Annotated in this window: 17 protein-coding genes; 15 read left to right on the top strand and 2 right to left on the bottom strand. The window is 72.3% G+C overall.

Translation table 11 applies throughout. From position 1 onward, the window contains the following. Nucleotides 1-834 carry an HAD family hydrolase gene (locus DY218_RS02050; protein ID WP_128554130.1) on the bottom strand — a complete coding sequence of 278 codons (834 nt, stop codon included), beginning with the start codon at nt 832-834 and terminating at the stop codon, nt 1-3. A gap of 499 nt (nt 835-1,333) precedes the next feature. Here DY218_RS02050 and ssd point away from each other — a divergent pair, with 499 nt between their 5' ends. The 13 genes from ssd (at nt 1,334) to DY218_RS02115 (ending at nt 12,802) form a co-directional block, all read left to right on the top strand. Next, complete coding sequence (gene ssd, locus DY218_RS02055) at nt 1,334-2,425, top strand: septum site-determining protein Ssd (RefSeq protein WP_128554131.1); 1,092 nt, start codon at nt 1,334-1,336, stop codon at nt 2,423-2,425. Beyond that, on the top strand, nt 2,422-3,621 hold the full coding sequence (locus DY218_RS02060) for a TadA family conjugal transfer-associated ATPase (protein ID WP_128554132.1): 1,200 nt from the start codon (nt 2,422-2,424) through the stop codon (nt 3,619-3,621). Before ssd ends, DY218_RS02060 begins: the two co-directional genes overlap by 4 nt. Continuing rightward, entirely contained in the window at nt 3,618-4,421 is an 804-nt protein-coding gene (locus DY218_RS02065) for a type II secretion system F family protein (RefSeq protein WP_128554133.1), read from the top strand. Before DY218_RS02060 ends, DY218_RS02065 begins: the two co-directional genes overlap by 4 nt. A gap of 309 nt (nt 4,422-4,730) precedes the next feature. Beyond that, nucleotides 4,731-5,321: a type II secretion system F family protein gene (locus tag DY218_RS02070; RefSeq protein ID WP_325051954.1), complete on the top strand. Its 591-nt coding sequence runs from the start codon at nt 4,731-4,733 to the stop codon at nt 5,319-5,321. Between the two features lie 239 nt (nt 5,322-5,560). Continuing rightward, entirely contained in the window at nt 5,561-5,698 is a 138-nt protein-coding gene (locus tag DY218_RS35770) for a DUF4244 domain-containing protein (protein ID WP_407703537.1), read from the top strand. Next, the gene (locus DY218_RS02080; RefSeq protein ID WP_128554134.1) at nt 5,685-6,110 is read left to right on the top strand and encodes a TadE family type IV pilus minor pilin; all 426 of its coding nucleotides are present in this window, start codon (nt 5,685-5,687) and stop codon (nt 6,108-6,110) included. Before DY218_RS35770 ends, DY218_RS02080 begins: the two co-directional genes overlap by 14 nt. Then, nucleotides 5,998-6,495: an Rv3654c family TadE-like protein gene (locus DY218_RS02085; protein ID WP_128554135.1), complete on the top strand. Its 498-nt coding sequence runs from the start codon at nt 5,998-6,000 to the stop codon at nt 6,493-6,495. Before DY218_RS02080 ends, DY218_RS02085 begins: the two co-directional genes overlap by 113 nt. Before the next feature lie 244 nt (nt 6,496-6,739). After that, on the top strand, nt 6,740-8,557 hold the full coding sequence (locus DY218_RS02090; protein WP_325051955.1) for an ATP-binding protein: 1,818 nt from the start codon (nt 6,740-6,742) through the stop codon (nt 8,555-8,557). Beyond that, nucleotides 8,554-9,000, top strand: coding sequence for a roadblock/LC7 domain-containing protein (locus tag DY218_RS02095; protein WP_128554136.1), 447 nt, complete (start codon nt 8,554-8,556; stop codon nt 8,998-9,000). Before DY218_RS02090 ends, DY218_RS02095 begins: the two co-directional genes overlap by 4 nt. Next, nucleotides 8,997-9,359 (top strand): DUF742 domain-containing protein, encoded by a 363-nt coding sequence (locus DY218_RS02100; RefSeq protein WP_128554137.1) that lies wholly within the window; start codon nt 8,997-8,999, stop codon nt 9,357-9,359. Before DY218_RS02095 ends, DY218_RS02100 begins: the two co-directional genes overlap by 4 nt. A gap of 154 nt (nt 9,360-9,513) precedes the next feature. Beyond that, nucleotides 9,514-10,062, top strand: a complete 549-nt coding sequence (locus DY218_RS02105) for a GTP-binding protein (protein WP_233521309.1) — start codon at nt 9,514-9,516, stop codon at nt 10,060-10,062. Further along, on the top strand, nt 10,059-11,513 hold the full coding sequence (locus DY218_RS02110; RefSeq protein ID WP_233521302.1) for a cytochrome P450: 1,455 nt from the start codon (nt 10,059-10,061) through the stop codon (nt 11,511-11,513). The genes DY218_RS02105 and DY218_RS02110 overlap by 4 nt, the downstream gene beginning before the upstream one ends. Next, nucleotides 11,510-12,802 (top strand): cytochrome P450 family protein, encoded by a 1,293-nt coding sequence (locus tag DY218_RS02115; protein WP_128554139.1) that lies wholly within the window; start codon nt 11,510-11,512, stop codon nt 12,800-12,802. The genes DY218_RS02110 and DY218_RS02115 overlap by 4 nt, the downstream gene beginning before the upstream one ends. 24 nt (nt 12,803-12,826) lie before the next feature. Here the strand turns inward: DY218_RS02115 and DY218_RS02120 are convergent, their stop codons facing one another. Beyond that, nucleotides 12,827-15,280 carry a DEAD/DEAH box helicase gene (locus DY218_RS02120; protein ID WP_199566590.1) on the bottom strand — a complete coding sequence of 818 codons (2,454 nt, stop codon included), beginning with the start codon at nt 15,278-15,280 and terminating at the stop codon, nt 12,827-12,829. A 79-nt stretch (nt 15,281-15,359) separates the two neighbouring features. On the opposite strand from DY218_RS02120, the gene bldG reads away from it, so the two are divergent. Both bldG and DY218_RS02130 read left to right on the top strand, forming a co-directional pair. Then, on the top strand, nt 15,360-15,701 hold the full coding sequence (bldG, locus tag DY218_RS02125; protein WP_119294186.1) for an anti-sigma factor antagonist BldG: 342 nt from the start codon (nt 15,360-15,362) through the stop codon (nt 15,699-15,701). A 102-nt stretch (nt 15,702-15,803) separates the two neighbouring features. Next, nucleotides 15,804-16,244, top strand: coding sequence for an ATP-binding protein (locus DY218_RS02130; RefSeq protein WP_128554140.1), 441 nt, complete (start codon nt 15,804-15,806; stop codon nt 16,242-16,244). Nucleotides 16,245-16,302 lie beyond the last annotated feature (58 nt).

Raw genomic sequence — 16,302 nt, forward strand, 5'->3', positions numbered from 1 at the left:
TCAGGAGACCGCGGCGCGGCGCCTGCTCGTGTACCAGACGAGTCCCGCGGTGGCCGCCGCGGCGCCGACGGCGGCGGCAGCCAGCAGGGCGGGGCGCGGCGGGACTGTCAGCGACGGGACGCGCTGCTTGAGGGGAACCGGCCGGTGGAAGTCGAGAATCGGCCAGTCCCGGGTGATCGCCTCGCGGCGCAGGCTGCGGCCCGGGTTCACCGCGTGCGGGTGGCCCACGGCCTCCAGCATCGGCAGGTCGGTGGCCGAGTCGCTGTAGGCGTAGCAGCGCTCCAGGTCGTAGCCCTCGCTCCTGGCCAGCTCCCGGATCGCCTCCGCCTTGGTCGGCCCGTACGCGTAGTACTCCACCTCGCCGGTGAAGCAGCCGTCGTCGCCGACCACCATGCGGGTGGCCACCACGCGGTCCGCGCCGAGCAGTTCGCCGATCGGTTCCACCACCTCGGCGCCGGAGGTGGAGACGATCACCACGTCCCGTCCGGCGGTGTGGTGCTCCTCGATGAGGGAGGCGGCCTCGTCGTAGATGATCGGGTCGATCAGATCGTGCAGAGTCTCCGCGACGATCTCCTTGACCTGCTGCACATTCCAGCCGCGGCACAGGGCCGAGAGGTATTCGCGCATCCGCTCCATCTGATCGTGGTCCGCGCCGCCGGCGAGAAACACAAACTGGGCGTAGGCGGTACGCAGAACGGCCCTGCGGTTGATCAGTCCACCGTGGTAGAACGACTTGCTGAAGGTGAGCGTGCTCGACTTCGCAATGACCGTCTTGTCCAGGTCAAAGAAGGCGGCTGTCCGAGGTGACGAGTGGTTTTCCACGGGGTCGAGCATAGGCGCCCACCATTCGGCGTAAGGTGTGGCGCGTGGGTTTGCCTGAGAAGGCTCTCGGGTACACCATGGAAGTCACGGATCGTTCGCGACCGTGCTAACCCGGTCCGACTCCTCCCCCCCCCGAGTCGGCCGTGGGGACGACCCCCGCTCTCCCCCCCGGCGGGGGTCGTCGCATGTCCGGGCCCGTTTGGGCCCTTTTCTTTTGATCAACTTCGCCTCCTCGGCGCTTCGGTGTGCCGGCGTCCCGTCCGGCCCGTGTCGTCACTGTGCGTGATGGTAGGGCTGCTGTGGGGAAGATCCGGGGATCGCCCGCGTACCTCACCGCTTTGAGTGAGCGAGTTATTCACAACCCGCGAGTTGTCCACAGTTTTGGACCAAGATCCACACGATTTCCAGTACTCGCTCATGGTGAATCCCGCTCGCGAAGTTCGCGGTTGTGTTCACGGCCCACTTCGCGACTGCGGATTCACCACGTTCACAGCGAGAGGGGGCGGAGATCGTGCCCGCATCGATCACGCACGACCGGCCGGCGGCCGGAGCAGGACAGCTCGAGGGACCGCTGATCGTCACGGAGGACGCGGCGCTGCTCGACGACTTGTTGCGGCTGTGTGCCGCGGCGGGCGCACGGCCGGAAGTGCACCCTGCGATCCCGGACCGTACGGGCAGTTGGGACGCGGCGTCCCTGGTGCTGGTGGGCGACGACGCGGCCCGGCGGCTGCATGGCGCCGCCCGCAGACGCGGCGTCTGCCTGGTGGGACACGACCAGGACGATCCGGATGTCTGGCAGCGGGCCGTCGAGATCGGTGCTGATCACGTGCTGAGACTGCCGGACAGCGAGCAATGGCTGGTGGACCGCATCGCCGATGTGGTGGAGGGCGTCGGCGGGCATGCCCTGACGGTCGGCGTGCTCGGCGGATGCGGAGGTGCCGGTGCCTCCACGCTGGCCTGCGCCCTCGCGGTGACGGCGGCCAGAGCCGGACGACGCACCATGCTGGTGGACGCCGATCCGCTGGGAGGCGGGCTGGACGTACTGCTCGGCGGAGAGGCGGCGAAAGGACTGCGCTGGCCCGCCTTCGCCGAATCGCGTGGGCGGCTCGGCAGCGGGGCCCTGGAGGCCGCGCTGCCCGAGCTGCATGCGCTCCGCGTCCTGAGCTGGGACCGGGGAGATTCGGTGGCGGTGCCCGCCGAAGCGATGCGGGCCGTGCTGGCCGCGGCGCGACGTCGCGGCGGCGTGGTCGTCGTGGATCTTCCGCGCAGGGTCGACGCCGCGGTCGCCGAAGCTCTGACGCAGCTGGATGTCGGGCTGCTTGTGGTGCCGGCCGCGCTTCGGCCCGTGGCGGCGTCAGGGAGGGTGGCCGCGGCGGCCGGGATGGTGCTCGGGGATCTGCGGGCGGTCGTGAGAGGGCCTTTCACCGTGGGCATCGGCGCCGAGGAAGTGGCCCGGTTGCTCGGTCTGCCGCTGGCAGGTGAGCTCCCCGACGAGCCGGGGCTCGCGCGGGACGACGCACCGCCCGGTGCCCGGCAGCGCGGACCGCTCGCCCGGTTCTGTGAGGCCTTCTGGCAGCGGGTGCCCGCGGGTGGCCGGTCATGACGGGCACACTGCTCGACGCGGTACGCCACTGGCTCACCGAACGCGGGGCCGAGCCCACCCCGGCGCGAGTCGCCGAAGCCCTCCGCGCGCGGGGCAGAGTGCTCGGCGACCGCGAACTTCTCGAAGTGGTGGGCGAGTTGCGCTCGGAACTGGTCGGGGCCGGTCCTTTGGAAACCCTGCTCGCCGACCCCGAGGTCACCGATGTCCTCGTATCGGCACCGGACCGGGTGTGGGTCGACCGCGGGCACGGTCTCGAACTGACCTCGATCCGCTTCGCCGACGCGGCCGCAGTGCGGCGCCTGGCGCAGCGCCTCGCCACGGTGGCCGGACGGCGCCTCGACGACGCCCGGCCCTGGGTGGACGCTCGACTGCCGGACGGCACGCGTCTGCACGCCGTGCTTCCTCCGGTCGCCGTCGGCTCGACCTGTCTGTCGCTGCGCGTGGTGCGGCCGAAGGCCTTCTCGCTGGCCGAGTTGGTGGCGGCCGAGACCGTGCCGCCGGGAGGTGACGCCGTGCTGCGGGCGCTGATCGAGGCCAGGCTCTCGTTCGTGATCAGCGGAGGTACGGGGTCGGGGAAGACCACCCTGCTCGCGGCGCTGCTCGGGGTCGTCGGGGCTCGGGAGCGGATCGTGCTCGCCGAGGACTCGGCGGAGTTGCGGCCCGATCACCCGCATGTGGTCCGCCTCGAAACGCGTCCGGCGAACCAGGAGGGCGCCGGCCTGGTCACGCTGCAGGACCTCGTGCGGCAGGCGCTGCGGATGCGGCCCGACCGGCTGGTGGTCGGGGAGGTGCGAGGGGCCGAGGTCGTCCATCTGCTGGCCGCTCTCAACACCGGGCACGGAGGTGGTTCGGGGACGGTTCATGCGAATGCCGCCGCGGATGTGCCGGCCCGTCTGGAGGCGCTGGCCACGGCGGCCGGGCTGGATCGTGCCGCTCTGCACAGCCAGTTGGCGGCCGCGCTGTCCGTCGTACTGCACCTCGACCGGGACCGGAGCGGTCGACGGCGCGTCGCGGAGGTGCGGGTGCTCGAGCGGGGTGGCGACGGGTTGGTGCGGGCGGTGCCGGCTCTGCGGTGGGGGCCGAGGGCGTTCGAGCGGGCGGCGGGATGGGAGCGGCTTCGAGGGCTGCTCGGCGGATTCGACGGTGCGCTGGTCGACGGTGCGCACGTCGGTGCGGAGTCCGGGGGTGCGGCATGAGGGTGCGAGGGCGGGAGCAGCGGCGGGTTCGCGCGTTGTTCGTGGTCGGCGATGCGGCGGACGGCGGTCGGGTTGCCGGGTGTGCGCAGTGGTGGGCGGAGCGAGGGAGGTCGGGTGGGCGTAGGCCCGAAGCCTGGTGTGTGGCCGTGGGGCTGGTGCTCGCGGTGCACGGCGGATCGGTGGTGCCGCTGCTGCTCTGCGGAGTCGCGGCCCCGGTGTTGGCGAGAGTCTGGCGCTCGCGGGCGCAGGCGCGTACGGCGCGGGAGCGGGGAGATGCCGTCATCGCCTTGTGCGGTGCGGTGGCCGCCGAAGTGCGGGCCGGGCGGCAGCCGGCCGAGGCGCTGTTGACCGCGGCGCGGGAGGCCGGCGCGGGGATGGGGAGCGGGACGGGCGTGGTGCTGGCCGCGGCGCGGTTCGGTGGCGATGTGCCTGGGGCGTTGAGGGAGGCCGCGAAGGCGCCGGGCGCCCAGGGGCTGCTCGGGCTTGCGGCGTGCTGGTCGGTGGCGGTGGAGCGGGGCGCAGGACTCGATACGGGGCTCGCTCGGCTCGAGGGCGCGCTGCGGGCCGAGCGGGATCAACGGGACCAGCTGCAGGCCCAGTTGGCAGGGGCGCGGGCCACGGCGGTGTTGCTGGCCGGGTTGCCGGTGGTCGGGCTGCTGATGGGAGCCGCGTTCGGGGCGGATCCGTTGCGAGTCCTGCTGCATACGGGAGCGGGGCTCGGATGTCTGGCTGTGGGCGCGGTGCTGGAAGGGGTGGGGCTCTGGTGGGCCTGGTCGATCGTGCGCGGGGCGGAGGGATGAGCGGTGAGTGGTGAGATGAGGGGATTTGCGGTGTCGGGTACGGAAGTTGTCCACAGGCTGGGGGTGGGGCTGTTGATCGGTGCTGGGTTTCTGGGGATCGTGTCGGTGGTGTGGGCCGTGGTGGCCGGGCGGCAGGTGCGAGGGGTTCGTGCTCGGGTGCGGGCGCTGGGACATCTGATGCCGTCGGACGTGAAGCACGGGCTGCGGCGGGAGGAGGGGCACGGTCCGCGGTGCGGGGTGAGGTCTGACTCGACGTCCGGAGCGCGGATCGGACGGTGGTTGTCGGGGGCTGGTGCGGGAGCCGGGTGGGTGCCGGTGGTGGGGGTGGCCTGTGCGGGTTACGCGCTGTGGGGAGGCGCGTTCGGCGGGCTGGTCGGCTTGATCGTGGCGTATCTCGTACGGCGTCGACTGCACGGACGGGACGCTGCGGAAGGAACGGCCGAATCGGCGGAGGCGGAACGGCAGTTGCCGTTGGCCGCGGATCTGCTGGCCGCCTGTGTGGCGGCCGGGGCACGGCCCGTCGTGGCCGCCGAGTACGTGGGGCGGTCCTTGCCGGGGCCGGTGGGGCGGTGCCTGACGAGAGTGGCCGCCGAACTGCGGCTCGGTGGTGAACCGGCCGAGGCCTGGGGAAGGTTGGCCGCGATACCCGGGCGGGGGGCGGCCTCGCTCGCGCGCTGTCTGGAGCGGGCGGAGGCGTCCGGGGCACCGGCCGCCGAGCAAGTGGCAGGTCTGGCGGCCGAGTGCCGGTCGGTCTGGGCGCGGGCGGCCATCGCGAGGGCGCGCCGGGCGGCGGTGGTGATGGCTGCGCCCGTGGGGCTCTGCTTTCTGCCGGCGTTCCTGATGGTGGGCATCGTGCCCGTGCTGATCGGACTCACAGGCCAGATCTTGAACGGCGAATGAGTGCGCATCTGTTGAGGCGGGTGGCTCGGGGTGGCCGAGAGGTCGGATGAGGGATGTCGGGATTCATGGGGGTTCGGGATTCGTAGCGGTTCGGGATTCAGAGGAGTTCGAGGGCTTGTGAGGGGTGTGCGATGAGGTCTGTTCGGTGGGCACGGGTGATGCGAGGCGTGCGGCGGTGGCGGGTTCGGGTCCTGCGGGTGCCGAGGGAGAGGAGGCGGCACGGGCTGGGGGACGACGGGATGATCACGTCCGAGTACGCGCTGGGGACCGTGGCGGCCTGTGGATTTGCCGCGGTGCTCTACCGGGTGGTCACCAGCGACATGGTCAAGGGTGCGCTGGAGGCGGTCATCGGCAAGGGGCTCGATGCCCAGTTCTGAGCGGAGCGGAGTGGATGAGGGCTGTGTGACGGCCGAGACCGCCGTGGTGCTGCCGGTGCTTGCGATCGTCGCGGTGTCGATGCTCTGGGGACTGATGGCGGCCTGCGCCCAGATCCAGTGCGTGGACGCCGCCCGGGCCGGCGCCAGGGCGGCGGCCCGGCAGGAAGCATCGGCGGATGTGGTGGCTGTCGCGGAGCAGGCGGCGCCGCGTGGGGCTCGGGTCTCCGTAGGCAGAGAGGGGGAATTGGTGCGGGTGTCGGTCGAGGCCCGCTCGGCGGGGATCGGAGGGCTGGCGCTTGATGTGGGTGCCGAAGCGGTTGCGTTGGCGGAGGACCGGGTGGGTGGCGCGGTGGAGAGCGAGGAGGGCGGCGTGGCCGAGAGGCGCGAGGACGGCGCCGTGGCGGGCGGATGACGGGGTGGCCAGTGTGTGGGCGGTGTTCGTGGTCGGGGTGTTGGCCGTGGTGGTCGGTGTGGTGTTGCTCATGGGGCAGGCGATCCTGGGCCGCCACCGGGCGGGCGGAGCAGCGGACTTGGTGGCCCTCGCGGTGGCGGACCGTGCCCTGGACGGGCAGCAGCCGGCCTGCGCGACGGGCGCTCGGGTGGCCCGGGCGCAACGGGGCGAGTTGGTGCGCTGCACGGTGCGTGGGGAGATCGCGGATGTGACCGTGCGGGCCGGAGCGGGGCCGTTCGATGCGGAGGTGCGATCCAGGGCAGGGCCCGCTCATGGATGGGGAGTTGAGGCTGGAAAGGGGGAGTTGAGGCTGCAAGGGGGAGCTGGGGCTGGCAGGAGGAGCTGAGGCCGGGTGGGGGCGTACCGGTGCCGGTCAGGGCCGTGCTCCCGTGCCCGACGGTGATCGAGGAGTGAGAGCGAGGTGCCGGGAGGGGATGGTGTGTGGAGATCTGGTTGTCAAGAAGGGAAGTCAAATCGGGCGTGTTGATCTAGGGTTGCCATATTCCCTATTTCGCATGGGAGTTCGGTGTGCCGGAAGGGGCATTCGTCGTGGCTGGGGTGCGCAGGGGCGTCGGGTCGGGTGTGCCGTGGTGAGCCGCGGTTTCGGAGGCCGTACGGCTGCGGTCTGGGCCGCGGCCGTGGTGGTCGCGGGCGGGGTCGCCGTCCTCGTACTGATGGGCGCGGCCGACGATTGGCGTGCGGCGCTGGCCGCCGGCTGCGCCTCGGTGGCCGTGCTCCTGCTGACCGGGCTGCTGGTGCTGGCCCGGCGGCTGTCCGCCGAGCGCGCGGAGCGTGCGGGGGCTGAGCGGCTTGCCGCGGCCCGCGGTGCTGAGGTCGTGCACCTGGCGGGCGTACGGGCTCCGGCGATCGCCGAACGGGTGCGTGCGGGACAGCGGTTGGAAGGCGTTCCGGGGCCGCTGGCGGCGCCCGGTGAGACCGGTGCCGAGTTCGAGCGGGCCGTGTCCGCGATGATCGTGGCGCTGGGTTCGGACGAGGCGATGCGGCGTGAGCGCGGGCTGCGCGACTCCGTGCAGGCCGCCTTCGAGTCCGTCGCGCGGACCATGCACGCGATGGCGTCCGTACAGCAGCAACTCCTGGACCAGGTGGAGCAGTCCATCGACGACCCCCGGGTGATGGCCGATGTGATGAAGGCCGACCACGCTGCGGCGCAGATGACCCGTAAGGCGCAGACGCTCCTGGTGATGTGCGGAGTGTGGCCCGCGCGACGGGAGAACCGCCCGGTCTCCCTGTACGACTGCGTGCGCGGCGCGCAGTCACGGATCGTGGAGTACAGCCGTATCGAGGTGAGGGGCGGGCAGACGCTGTACGCGGTGGCTCCGGCCGTCGAAGGCCTGATGCACGCCATCGCCGAACTCCTGGACAACGCCACCACGTTCTCGCCCCAGAACCACCCGGTCGTGGTCAACATCCGGGAGGTCGGCGCCGGAGCGGTCATCGAGATCGAGGATGCCGGGCGTGGCATGCCGCAGGACGTGCTCGAGCAGGCCACCCGGCTGCTCCGCGACGACCAGGACCTGGCCCGGCTCGGTGCGGTGCCGCGTCTCGGACTCGCCTGCGTCGGGCGGTGGAGCCGTGAGCTGGGCTTCGAGGTGAAGCTGAACGGGACGTCGGCGTACGGCGGTACGTGTGCGGTGACGTTCGTACCGTTCCACCTGATGACCGAACCGGCCCAGCAGTCGGCGGCGCCCGCGAGGTGGCCGGACCCGTACGGGATGCCGCAGCAGCGGCAGGACGAACCGGCGGCCGTGCTGATGCCGGGGCCGGGGCGGCCGGGAGACGGGCAGGCAGGCGCAGCGGCGCCGGGCGCTCCCGCGCAGGCGCCGATGCCGGCGGCGACAGCGGCGACACCTGCCACGGCGGCGACACCTGCCACGGCGGCGACACCTGCGACAGCGGCGACACCCGCGACGACGACGGCCGCGAAGGGTGGGCAACTGCCCTTCTCCGCGCAGCCGTTGCCGTCCTCCGCACCACCGTCTTCGTCTCCGCTGCCCCCGGCGGAGCAGGCGGAACCTGTGAATCCACTGGACCTGCCACCCGGGGCCCCGACGCCGGAGGGCCCCGCGGGCCCCGCCGAAACCCCCGTCGGCCTTCCGCGGCGGCGGAGTAGGCGTGGCGCGACCCAGGCGGCCATGCGGTCGTTGCCCGCCGCAGCGCAGTCCGGGGCTGCTCCGGCGCCGCAGCCCGAGCCGGCCGCCGAGCCCTGGACGCCGGAGGCGGCGGGCGCGTCGATCGCCAGCGTGGTGTCCGGCACCCTGCGCGGCCGCGCGGAACTCCGCGCCGAGGAAACGCCGGCGGCAGGCCCTGGCACGACGGCGGCCCCGCTGCCTCCTCTCGAACCGTCCCCATCCCCAACCCCCGACGAGCACGACGGAGGCCGGCCGTGACCGGAACCATCGCCCCCCTTCCCGACCTGGGCTGGATGCTCCGCCCGCTGACCGAGATACCCGGCGTCCGGCACGCCGTGGTGGTGTCCGAGGACGGGCTGCGGCTCGGCCACATGTCCGCGGCGAACCTCACCGGTCCGGTGGCTGCGCTCAGCGTGGACGAGGCGGAGGCGCTCTCCGCGGCGTGCGCGGCGATGACGATGACGGGGCGTTCGACCACGTCGCTGCTGTTCGGTGCCGGAGCTCGGGTACGGCAGCAGATGGTGGAGTCGGATCACGGATTCGTGCTCTTCACCCATGCCGGGGAGGGGGCGTATCTCGGTGTCGCCACCGATCCGCAGGCGGACGTCGGCCTGGTGGCCCAGCAGATGCAGTTGCTGGTCGCGAAGATCGGCGCCCATCTGACCAGTCAGCCGCGGGACACGGCAGCCGCATCGTCGTGACGGAGCGCCGGCCGGAGGAGCGCACGACCTCGGCGATCCGCCCGTATGTCATCACGCGCGGCCGGGCGGTGTCCGATGCCCAGACGCTGGCCTGGGAGTCGCTGGTGATGGCGACCGACGAGGCGTTCCCCGCCTCGCTCCAGCCCGAGCACCAGAAGATCCTGGCGCACTGTCAGGGGCTGCTCTCGGTCGCCGAGGTGGCCGCGCACATCGGGCAGCCGCCCTCGGTCGTCCAGGTGCTGCTCGCCGATCTCCTCGAGTGGGGACTGATCGTGACCCGCCCGCCCATCCCCACGGCCGAACGCGCCGATGTGACCATGCTCAGAAAGGTCCTCCATGGTCTCGAAAGCCGCCTCTGACGTGTCGCCCGGGACCGCCCCACCGGACTCCGGCGCGCCACCCGAATCCGCACCACCCGAATCCGCGCCACCCGAATCCGGCGCTCCCTCGGCCCCCACCGGACCGTCGGACGCCCCGCCCGTACCCGACGCGGGCAAGTACGTGAGCCCGACTGTGGCCGGTGCGGCGAAGATCCTCGTGGTGGGCCCGCTGGGGGTCGGCAAGACCACGCTGATCGGCACCGTCTCGGAGATCAAGCCGCTGTTCACCGAGGCGGTCATGACCCAGGCAGGCGCCCGGGTCGACACCGCGGTGTCCGGTACGAAGACCACGACCACCGTCGCCCTCGACTTCGGCCGGATCACGCTCGACGGGGACCTGGTCCTGTATCTGTTCGGCACCCCGGGGCAGCAGCGGTTCCTGCCCGCCTGGCGGGACTTGGCCAAGGGGGCGCTCGGTGCGCTGGCCCTGATCGACACCCGTGATCTGGAGGCGTCGTTCGACGCGCTCGGCAATCTGGAGGATCTCGGGCTGCCGTTCGCCGTGGCGGCCAACGTCTTCCCGGGGAGCCCGCAGCACCCCGAGGACCAGTTGCGCGCGGCCCTCGACCTACTGCCGGACACCCCGCTGGTGGCGTGCGACGCACGTGACCTGTCCTCGTCGGTACGGGCCCTGATCGCCCTTGTCCGCCACCTCATCCACGTCGCCACGGAGTCCAGATGACCACGCCGCACGGCCCGGACGGGCGGCCGCAGCCGAGCCCCGGAGACCCGGGCCCCCTCGGCCCGCCCGGCCGGTGCCCCGTCACCGGAGCACAGTCCGCACCGACCGCCCTCCACGGTCCGGACGTGGACGGTGACATGCTGCCCGCGCTCTACGAGGAACTGCGCCGGGAGCACGGCCCGGTGGCGCCCGTGTCGGTGGCCCCGGGCATCAACGCCTGGCTCGTACTCGGCTATCACGAGCTGCTCCGGCTGACCCGCGACGAGCAGGACTTCTCCCACGACCCGCGCCGCTGGCGCCTGTTGCGGGAGAACCGGGTGCCCGCGGACTCCCCGATCCTGCCCATGGTCGGCTGGCGGCCGGCCCTGCTGTTCGCCGACGGGCAGCAGCACCGCAGGATGCGGGCCGCGGTCTCCACCGCGCTGTCCGGGATCAACGGCCATGAGCTGCGGCGACTGGTGCGGGACACCGCGGAGCAGGTCATCCACTCGTTCGCGCAGCCGGGCCGGGCCGATCTGGTGGCCGACTACGCGCGCCAGCTGCCCATGCGAGTCATCACCGCCCTGCTCGGCGTCGACGAACACACCGGCCGGCAGCTGGTCGAGGCGGTCGCCGGCACCGTCGCCGCCACCAGCGCATCGGCGGACGCGAGCAGGCGGATGGGCGCCATCCTGGACGCCCTCATCAAGGAGAAGCGCCGCCGCCCCGGCCACGATGTCACCTCGGCCCTGCTGCACCACCCCGCGCAGCTCACCGACGACGAAGTACTGCACAACCTGGTCGTGATGTTCGTCGCGGGGAACCAGACCACGGTCAACTGGATCGCGACCACCCTGCGGATCCTGCTCTGCGACCCGCAGTTCCGCTCCTCGCTGACCGGCGGCAGGCTCAGCGTGGACGACGCCCTCGACCTGGTCCTGTGGCGCTTCCCGCCCACGCAGAACTTCCCGGCCCGCTACGCCACCCGCGACATGCTCTTCGGCGGCCGGCAGATCGGCACCGGCGACATGCTCATACTCGGCCTCGCCGCGGCGAACATGGACCCGGAGATCCTGCCCGACGACGGCAGCCCCGTGGTGGGCAACCGCGCGCACCTCGCCTTCGGCGCCGGCCCACACCTGTGCCCGGCGCAGGACCCGGCCAGGCTCATCACCCGTACCGCGGTGGACACGATCCTGCACCGGCTGCCCGATCTCGAACTGTCCATATCCCCGGACGAGTTGGAGTGGATCAAGTCGCCCTGGAGCAAGGGGCTCGCGGCGCTGCCGGTCACCTTCACCGACCTCCGCAGGCGCCGGTCGCCCAGCGCTCAGCAGTCGGCGAACGCTCAGCACACGGCACACCCTCAGCACACGGCGCACCCTCAGCCCCCGTCGAGCGCCCAGCAGCAGTCATCCGCCGCCCAGCACCCGGCCGTTCTTCCGTCCCACGAGCAGGAGAGCCTCCGTTGACCACACCGCCGAACGCACCCGCGTCCACCACGGGCACCGCGGACGACAGCGCCGATGCGCCCAGGCCATCGCACCGCCTCGACCCCGCGGGCGGCTGCCCGCACGCCGCCAACGCCCGGCTGCTCGCCCAGGGCGCCGTCACTCCGGTGACCCTGCCCGGCGACGTCGAGGGCATGGCCGTACTCGGTCATGACGCGCTCAAGGAGTTCCTTGCGCACCCCGACGTGGCCAAGAACGCCCAGCACTTCACCGAGCTGCAGGAAGGCCGGATACCCGACGGCTGGCCGCTGAAGACCTTCGCCACCGTGCAGGGCATGACCACCGCGGACGGTGCCGACCACCGGCGTCTTCGGTCCCTGATGAGCAAGGCGTTCACCGCCCGTCGGGTGGCCGAACTGCAACCGCGCATCGAGGCGTTGACGCAGTCGCTGCTCGACGGCCTGGACGCCGCGGCGGCGGACGGCGACGGCGTCGCGGACCTGCGCCGGCACTTCGCGCTGCCGCTCCCGATGGGCGTCATCTGCGAACTGCTCGGTGTCGACGCCGAGCACCACGACCGCCTGCACCACCTCTCGAACCAGATCGTCGCCACCGACATCGGCCCCGAGGAGGCCATGGCGGCGAACAAGGAGATGGTGGAGGTGCTCAGCCAGGTCGCCGCCGCCCGCGCCGCCGCCCCGGGCGACGACCTCACCAGCGCCCTGATCGCGGCCCGCGAGGAGAACGGCGACCGGCTCGGCCCGCACGAGCTGCTCGGCACCCTGATGCTGACGATCATCGCCGGCCACGAGACGACGCTGAACCTGATCACCAACGCGGTCCGCGCCCTGTGCACCCACCGCGACCAACTCGCCCTGGTCCAGGCCGGAAAGGCCACCTGGTCGGACGTGGTCGAGGAGACCCTGCGCTGGGACAGCCCGGTCAGCTACTTCCCGTTCCGATACCCGACCCGCGACCTCACCCTGGACGGTACGACCATCCCCAAGGGCACGCCCGTCCTCGCCGGCTACTCCGCGGCCGGCCGCGACCCGCAGGCGTACGGCCCCGAGGCGGACCGTTTCGACCTCACCCGCGGCACGAGGCGGCACCTCTCGCTCGGCCACGGCGCCCACTTCTGCATGGGTGCACCGCTGGCCAGGATGGAGGCGACCATCGCCCTGGAGCAGCTCTTCGTCCGCTTCCCGGACCTCGACCTGGCGCTGCCCGAGCCCGAACTCCCGCGCCATGCCTCGTTCGTGGGGAACAGCGTGCAGCGGCTCCCGGTCCGGCCGCAGGGGAGCGGCCAGTAGGCATACAGGCATCCGGCCGGTCCGTCAGGACTCCGGCGCGCCCTTGAGGAGTTCGGTGAGGAGGCGGACGGCGCCCCGCTTGTGCAGGGGTTCATTCCCGTTGCCGCACTTCGGGGACTGGATGCAGGACGGGCAGCCGGCCTCGCACTCGCAGGACGCGATGGCCTCGCGGGTGGCGGTGAGCCACTCCCGGGCCGTACGGAAGGCCTGCTCGGCGAAGCCGGCGCCGCCCGGCTCCCCGTCGTGCACGAACACGGTCGGCAGCAGGGTGTCCGGATGCAGCGGCACCGAGACGCCGCCGATGTCCCAGCGGTCGCAGGTAGCGAAGAGCGGCAGGATGCCGATCGAGGCGTGCTCGGCGGCGTGCAGCGCGCCGCCGAGGATCTCCGGGCCGATCCGCGCCGCGTCCAGCTGATCCTGGGTGACCGTCCACCACACGGCCCGGGTGCGCAGCGTGCGCGGCGGCAGATCGAGCTTGGACTCGCCGAGCACCTCACCGGTGATGAGCCTGCGGCGCAGGAAGGAGACGACCTGGCTGGTGACCTCGACGGAGCCGTAGTGCAGCTGCCCCTCGCCCCACGGCACGGTCACCTCCGTCTCCAGTACGGAGATGGAGGTGGTGTCCCGGGCCGTCGTCGAGTACGGCGGGTTCGCCTCCTTCACCAGGGCGACGGAGTCCTCGAGGTCCAGCTCCTCGACGAGGTACGTACGCCCCTGGTGCAGGTGGACCGCGCCCTCGTGCACCGCGGCGTGCGAGGCGGCCGCGTCCACCGTGCCGAGCAGTCGTCCGGTGCCCGCCTCCACGACCTGCACGGGCGGGCCGCCCTGGCCCCGGATGTCGGTGAGGTCCGCGGCCCGTTCGCGGCGGGTCCAGTGCCAGGCGGTCGCGCGGCGCCGAAGGAGCTTCGCCGCCTCCAGCTGAGGGAGCACCTCCGCCGCGCCCGGCCCGAAGAGCGACAGATCATTTTCGGTCAAAGGGAGTTCGGCCGCGGCGGCGCACAGATGCGGTGCCAGGACGTACGGATTGCCCGGGTCGAGCACCGTGGCCTCCACCGGCCGCCGGAAGATCGCCTCCGGATGGTGCACGAGATAGGTGTCCAGCGGGTCGTCACGGGCCACCAGGACCGCGAGCGCCCCCTCCCCGGTCCGGCCGGCGCGACCCGCCTGCTGCCACAGCGAGGCCCGGGTGCCCGGGTAGCCGGCGATGACCACGGCGTCGAGGCCCGAGACGTCGATGCCGAGTTCCAGCGCGGTGGTCGCGGCGAGGCCGAGCAGTTCGCCGGAGTGCAGGGCGCGCTCGAGGGCGCGGCGCTCCTGCGGCAGATAGCCGCCCCGGTACGCGGCCACCCGACCGGTCAGCGACCGATCGATCTCGGCCAGCCGTTCCTTGGCGATCACCGAGATCAGTTCGGCGCCCCTGCGGGACCGTACGAAGGCCACCGAGCGCACGCCCTGCAGGGTCAGATCGGTGAGCAGATCGGCCGTCTCGGCGGTGGCGGTACGGCGGACCGGGGCGCCCTGTTCGCCGTGCAGTTCGGTGAGCGGCGGCTCCCACAGGGCGAAGACCAGTTCGCCGCGGGGTGAGGCGTCGTCGGCGACCTCCTCGACGGGCAGTCCGGTGAGCCGCCCGGCAGCGGCCGCGGGCTCGGCGGCGGTGGCGGAGGCGAGCAGGAAGACCGGATCGGATCCGTAGCGCGCGCACAGCCGGCGCAGTCGGCGGAGGACCTGGGCGACGTGTGAGCCGAAGACGCCGCGATAGGTGTGGCACTCGTCGATCACGACGTAGCGCAGGGCGCGCAGGAACGAGGACCAGCGGGGGTGGGACGGGAGTATCCCGCGGTGCAGCATGTCCGGGTTGGTCAGTACGTAGTTGGCGTACTGGCGCACCCACTCGCGTTCCTCGAAGGGGGTGTCGCCGTCGTGGACCGCCGGCCGTACCGCCTTGCCGAGCGGGCCGGCGAGCTCTTGCACCGAGCGGCGCTGATCGGCTGCGAGGGCCTTGGTGGGCGCCAGATAGAGCGCGGTGGCCCCGCGCCCGTTGGCCGCCTCGGAGCCGTCCAGGAGGGCGGACAGGACGGGCACGAGATACGCCAGGGACTTGCCGGACGCCGTGCCGGTCGCGACGACCACACTGCGGCCGTCGAGCGCGTGCTCGGCGGCCTGCGCCTGATGGGCCCACGGATCGGCGATCCCGGCCGCCTGCACCGCGGCGACGACCTCGGAGCGGATGCGGTGCGGCCAGACGGCATGGCGACCGGCCCGCGGGGGCAAGTGCTCCGTATGGGTGATGCGCGCAGCCCGGGTTTCCCCCGCGGCGAGCCGGTCCAGGACCGTGTGCGGGGAAGGCCGTGCGGAGGTGCCCGGCGGGGCGTGCTCGGGGCGCTGTTTCTTGGCCATCGGCACCGAGTGTGTCACCGGCGTGACGGACAATGGTCCGAAGGCGTCGTGCACGCCTGCCCATAGGTGATTGAATGCCATCGCGGCTGGCGACCGCCTCAGGCCTGGGGTTCCAGGCGTCCGAGGGGCGAGCGCTCGATAGCAAGGTGCTGGAGGATCCGTGGACCTGTCCCTGTCGACCCGTACCGTCGGCGATCGTACGGTCGTCGAGGTCGGTGGCGAAATTGATGTATATACCGCACCCAAGCTGCGCGAGCAGCTGGTCGAGTTGGTGAACGACGGCAGTTTCCATCTGGTCGTCGACATGGAGGGTGTGGACTTCCTCGACTCGACCGGCCTCGGTGTGCTGGTCGGCGGTCTCAAGAGAGTGCGGGCCCATGAGGGTTCGCTGCGCCTGGTGTGCAATCAGGAGCGCATTCTGAAGATCTTCCGGATCACCGGGCTCACCAAGGTGTTCCCGATTCACGCCTCGGTCGACGAGGCGGTGGCGGCCACCGACTGAGGTGGGTGCGCCCCGGGCCCCGAGCCCGGGAAGCTCGAAGGGGGGTACCGGGCCCGCGGGCCCGGCCCCCCGTAAGCACGCTCGAAGATCCGAGGGGGACGCATGCCCACCGTTGAACTCCGCTTCAGTGCGCTGCCGGAGCACGTCAGGACAGCGAGGCTGGTCGCGGCCGCGGTGGCGCGCAGGGCCGGGGTGGACGAGGCGGTTCTCGACGAGGTCAGACTGGCGGTCGGGGAGGCCTGTTCCCGTGCCGTGGGCCTGCACCAGAGCCATGGGATCGAGGCTCCGGTCCGGGTGGCGCTGACCGAGGAGGAGAAGCAGTTCTCCATCGAGGTCGGTGACGAGGCGCCGCACACGGCGGTGAACAGCGGCTCGGTGCCGGGGATCGTCGCGGCCCTGGACGACCCGGAGGCCGAGGGCGAGGACGAGATGGGCCTCGCCGTCATCAGCGGACTCGTCGACGACGTGGAGGTCTCCTCGTCGCAGGAGGGCGGGCTCATCAGGATGAGCTGGCCGACGGCGCCGGAGCCGCTGGCGACGTGACCCGACGGCACCGCATGAGGTGTCGCCCCGAGACTCCGAGCGAAGGCCCTGGTGATCA

The organism is Streptomyces triticagri (assembly GCF_003429565.1).
Lineage (GTDB): Bacteria > Actinomycetota > Actinomycetes > Streptomycetales > Streptomycetaceae > Streptomyces > Streptomyces triticagri.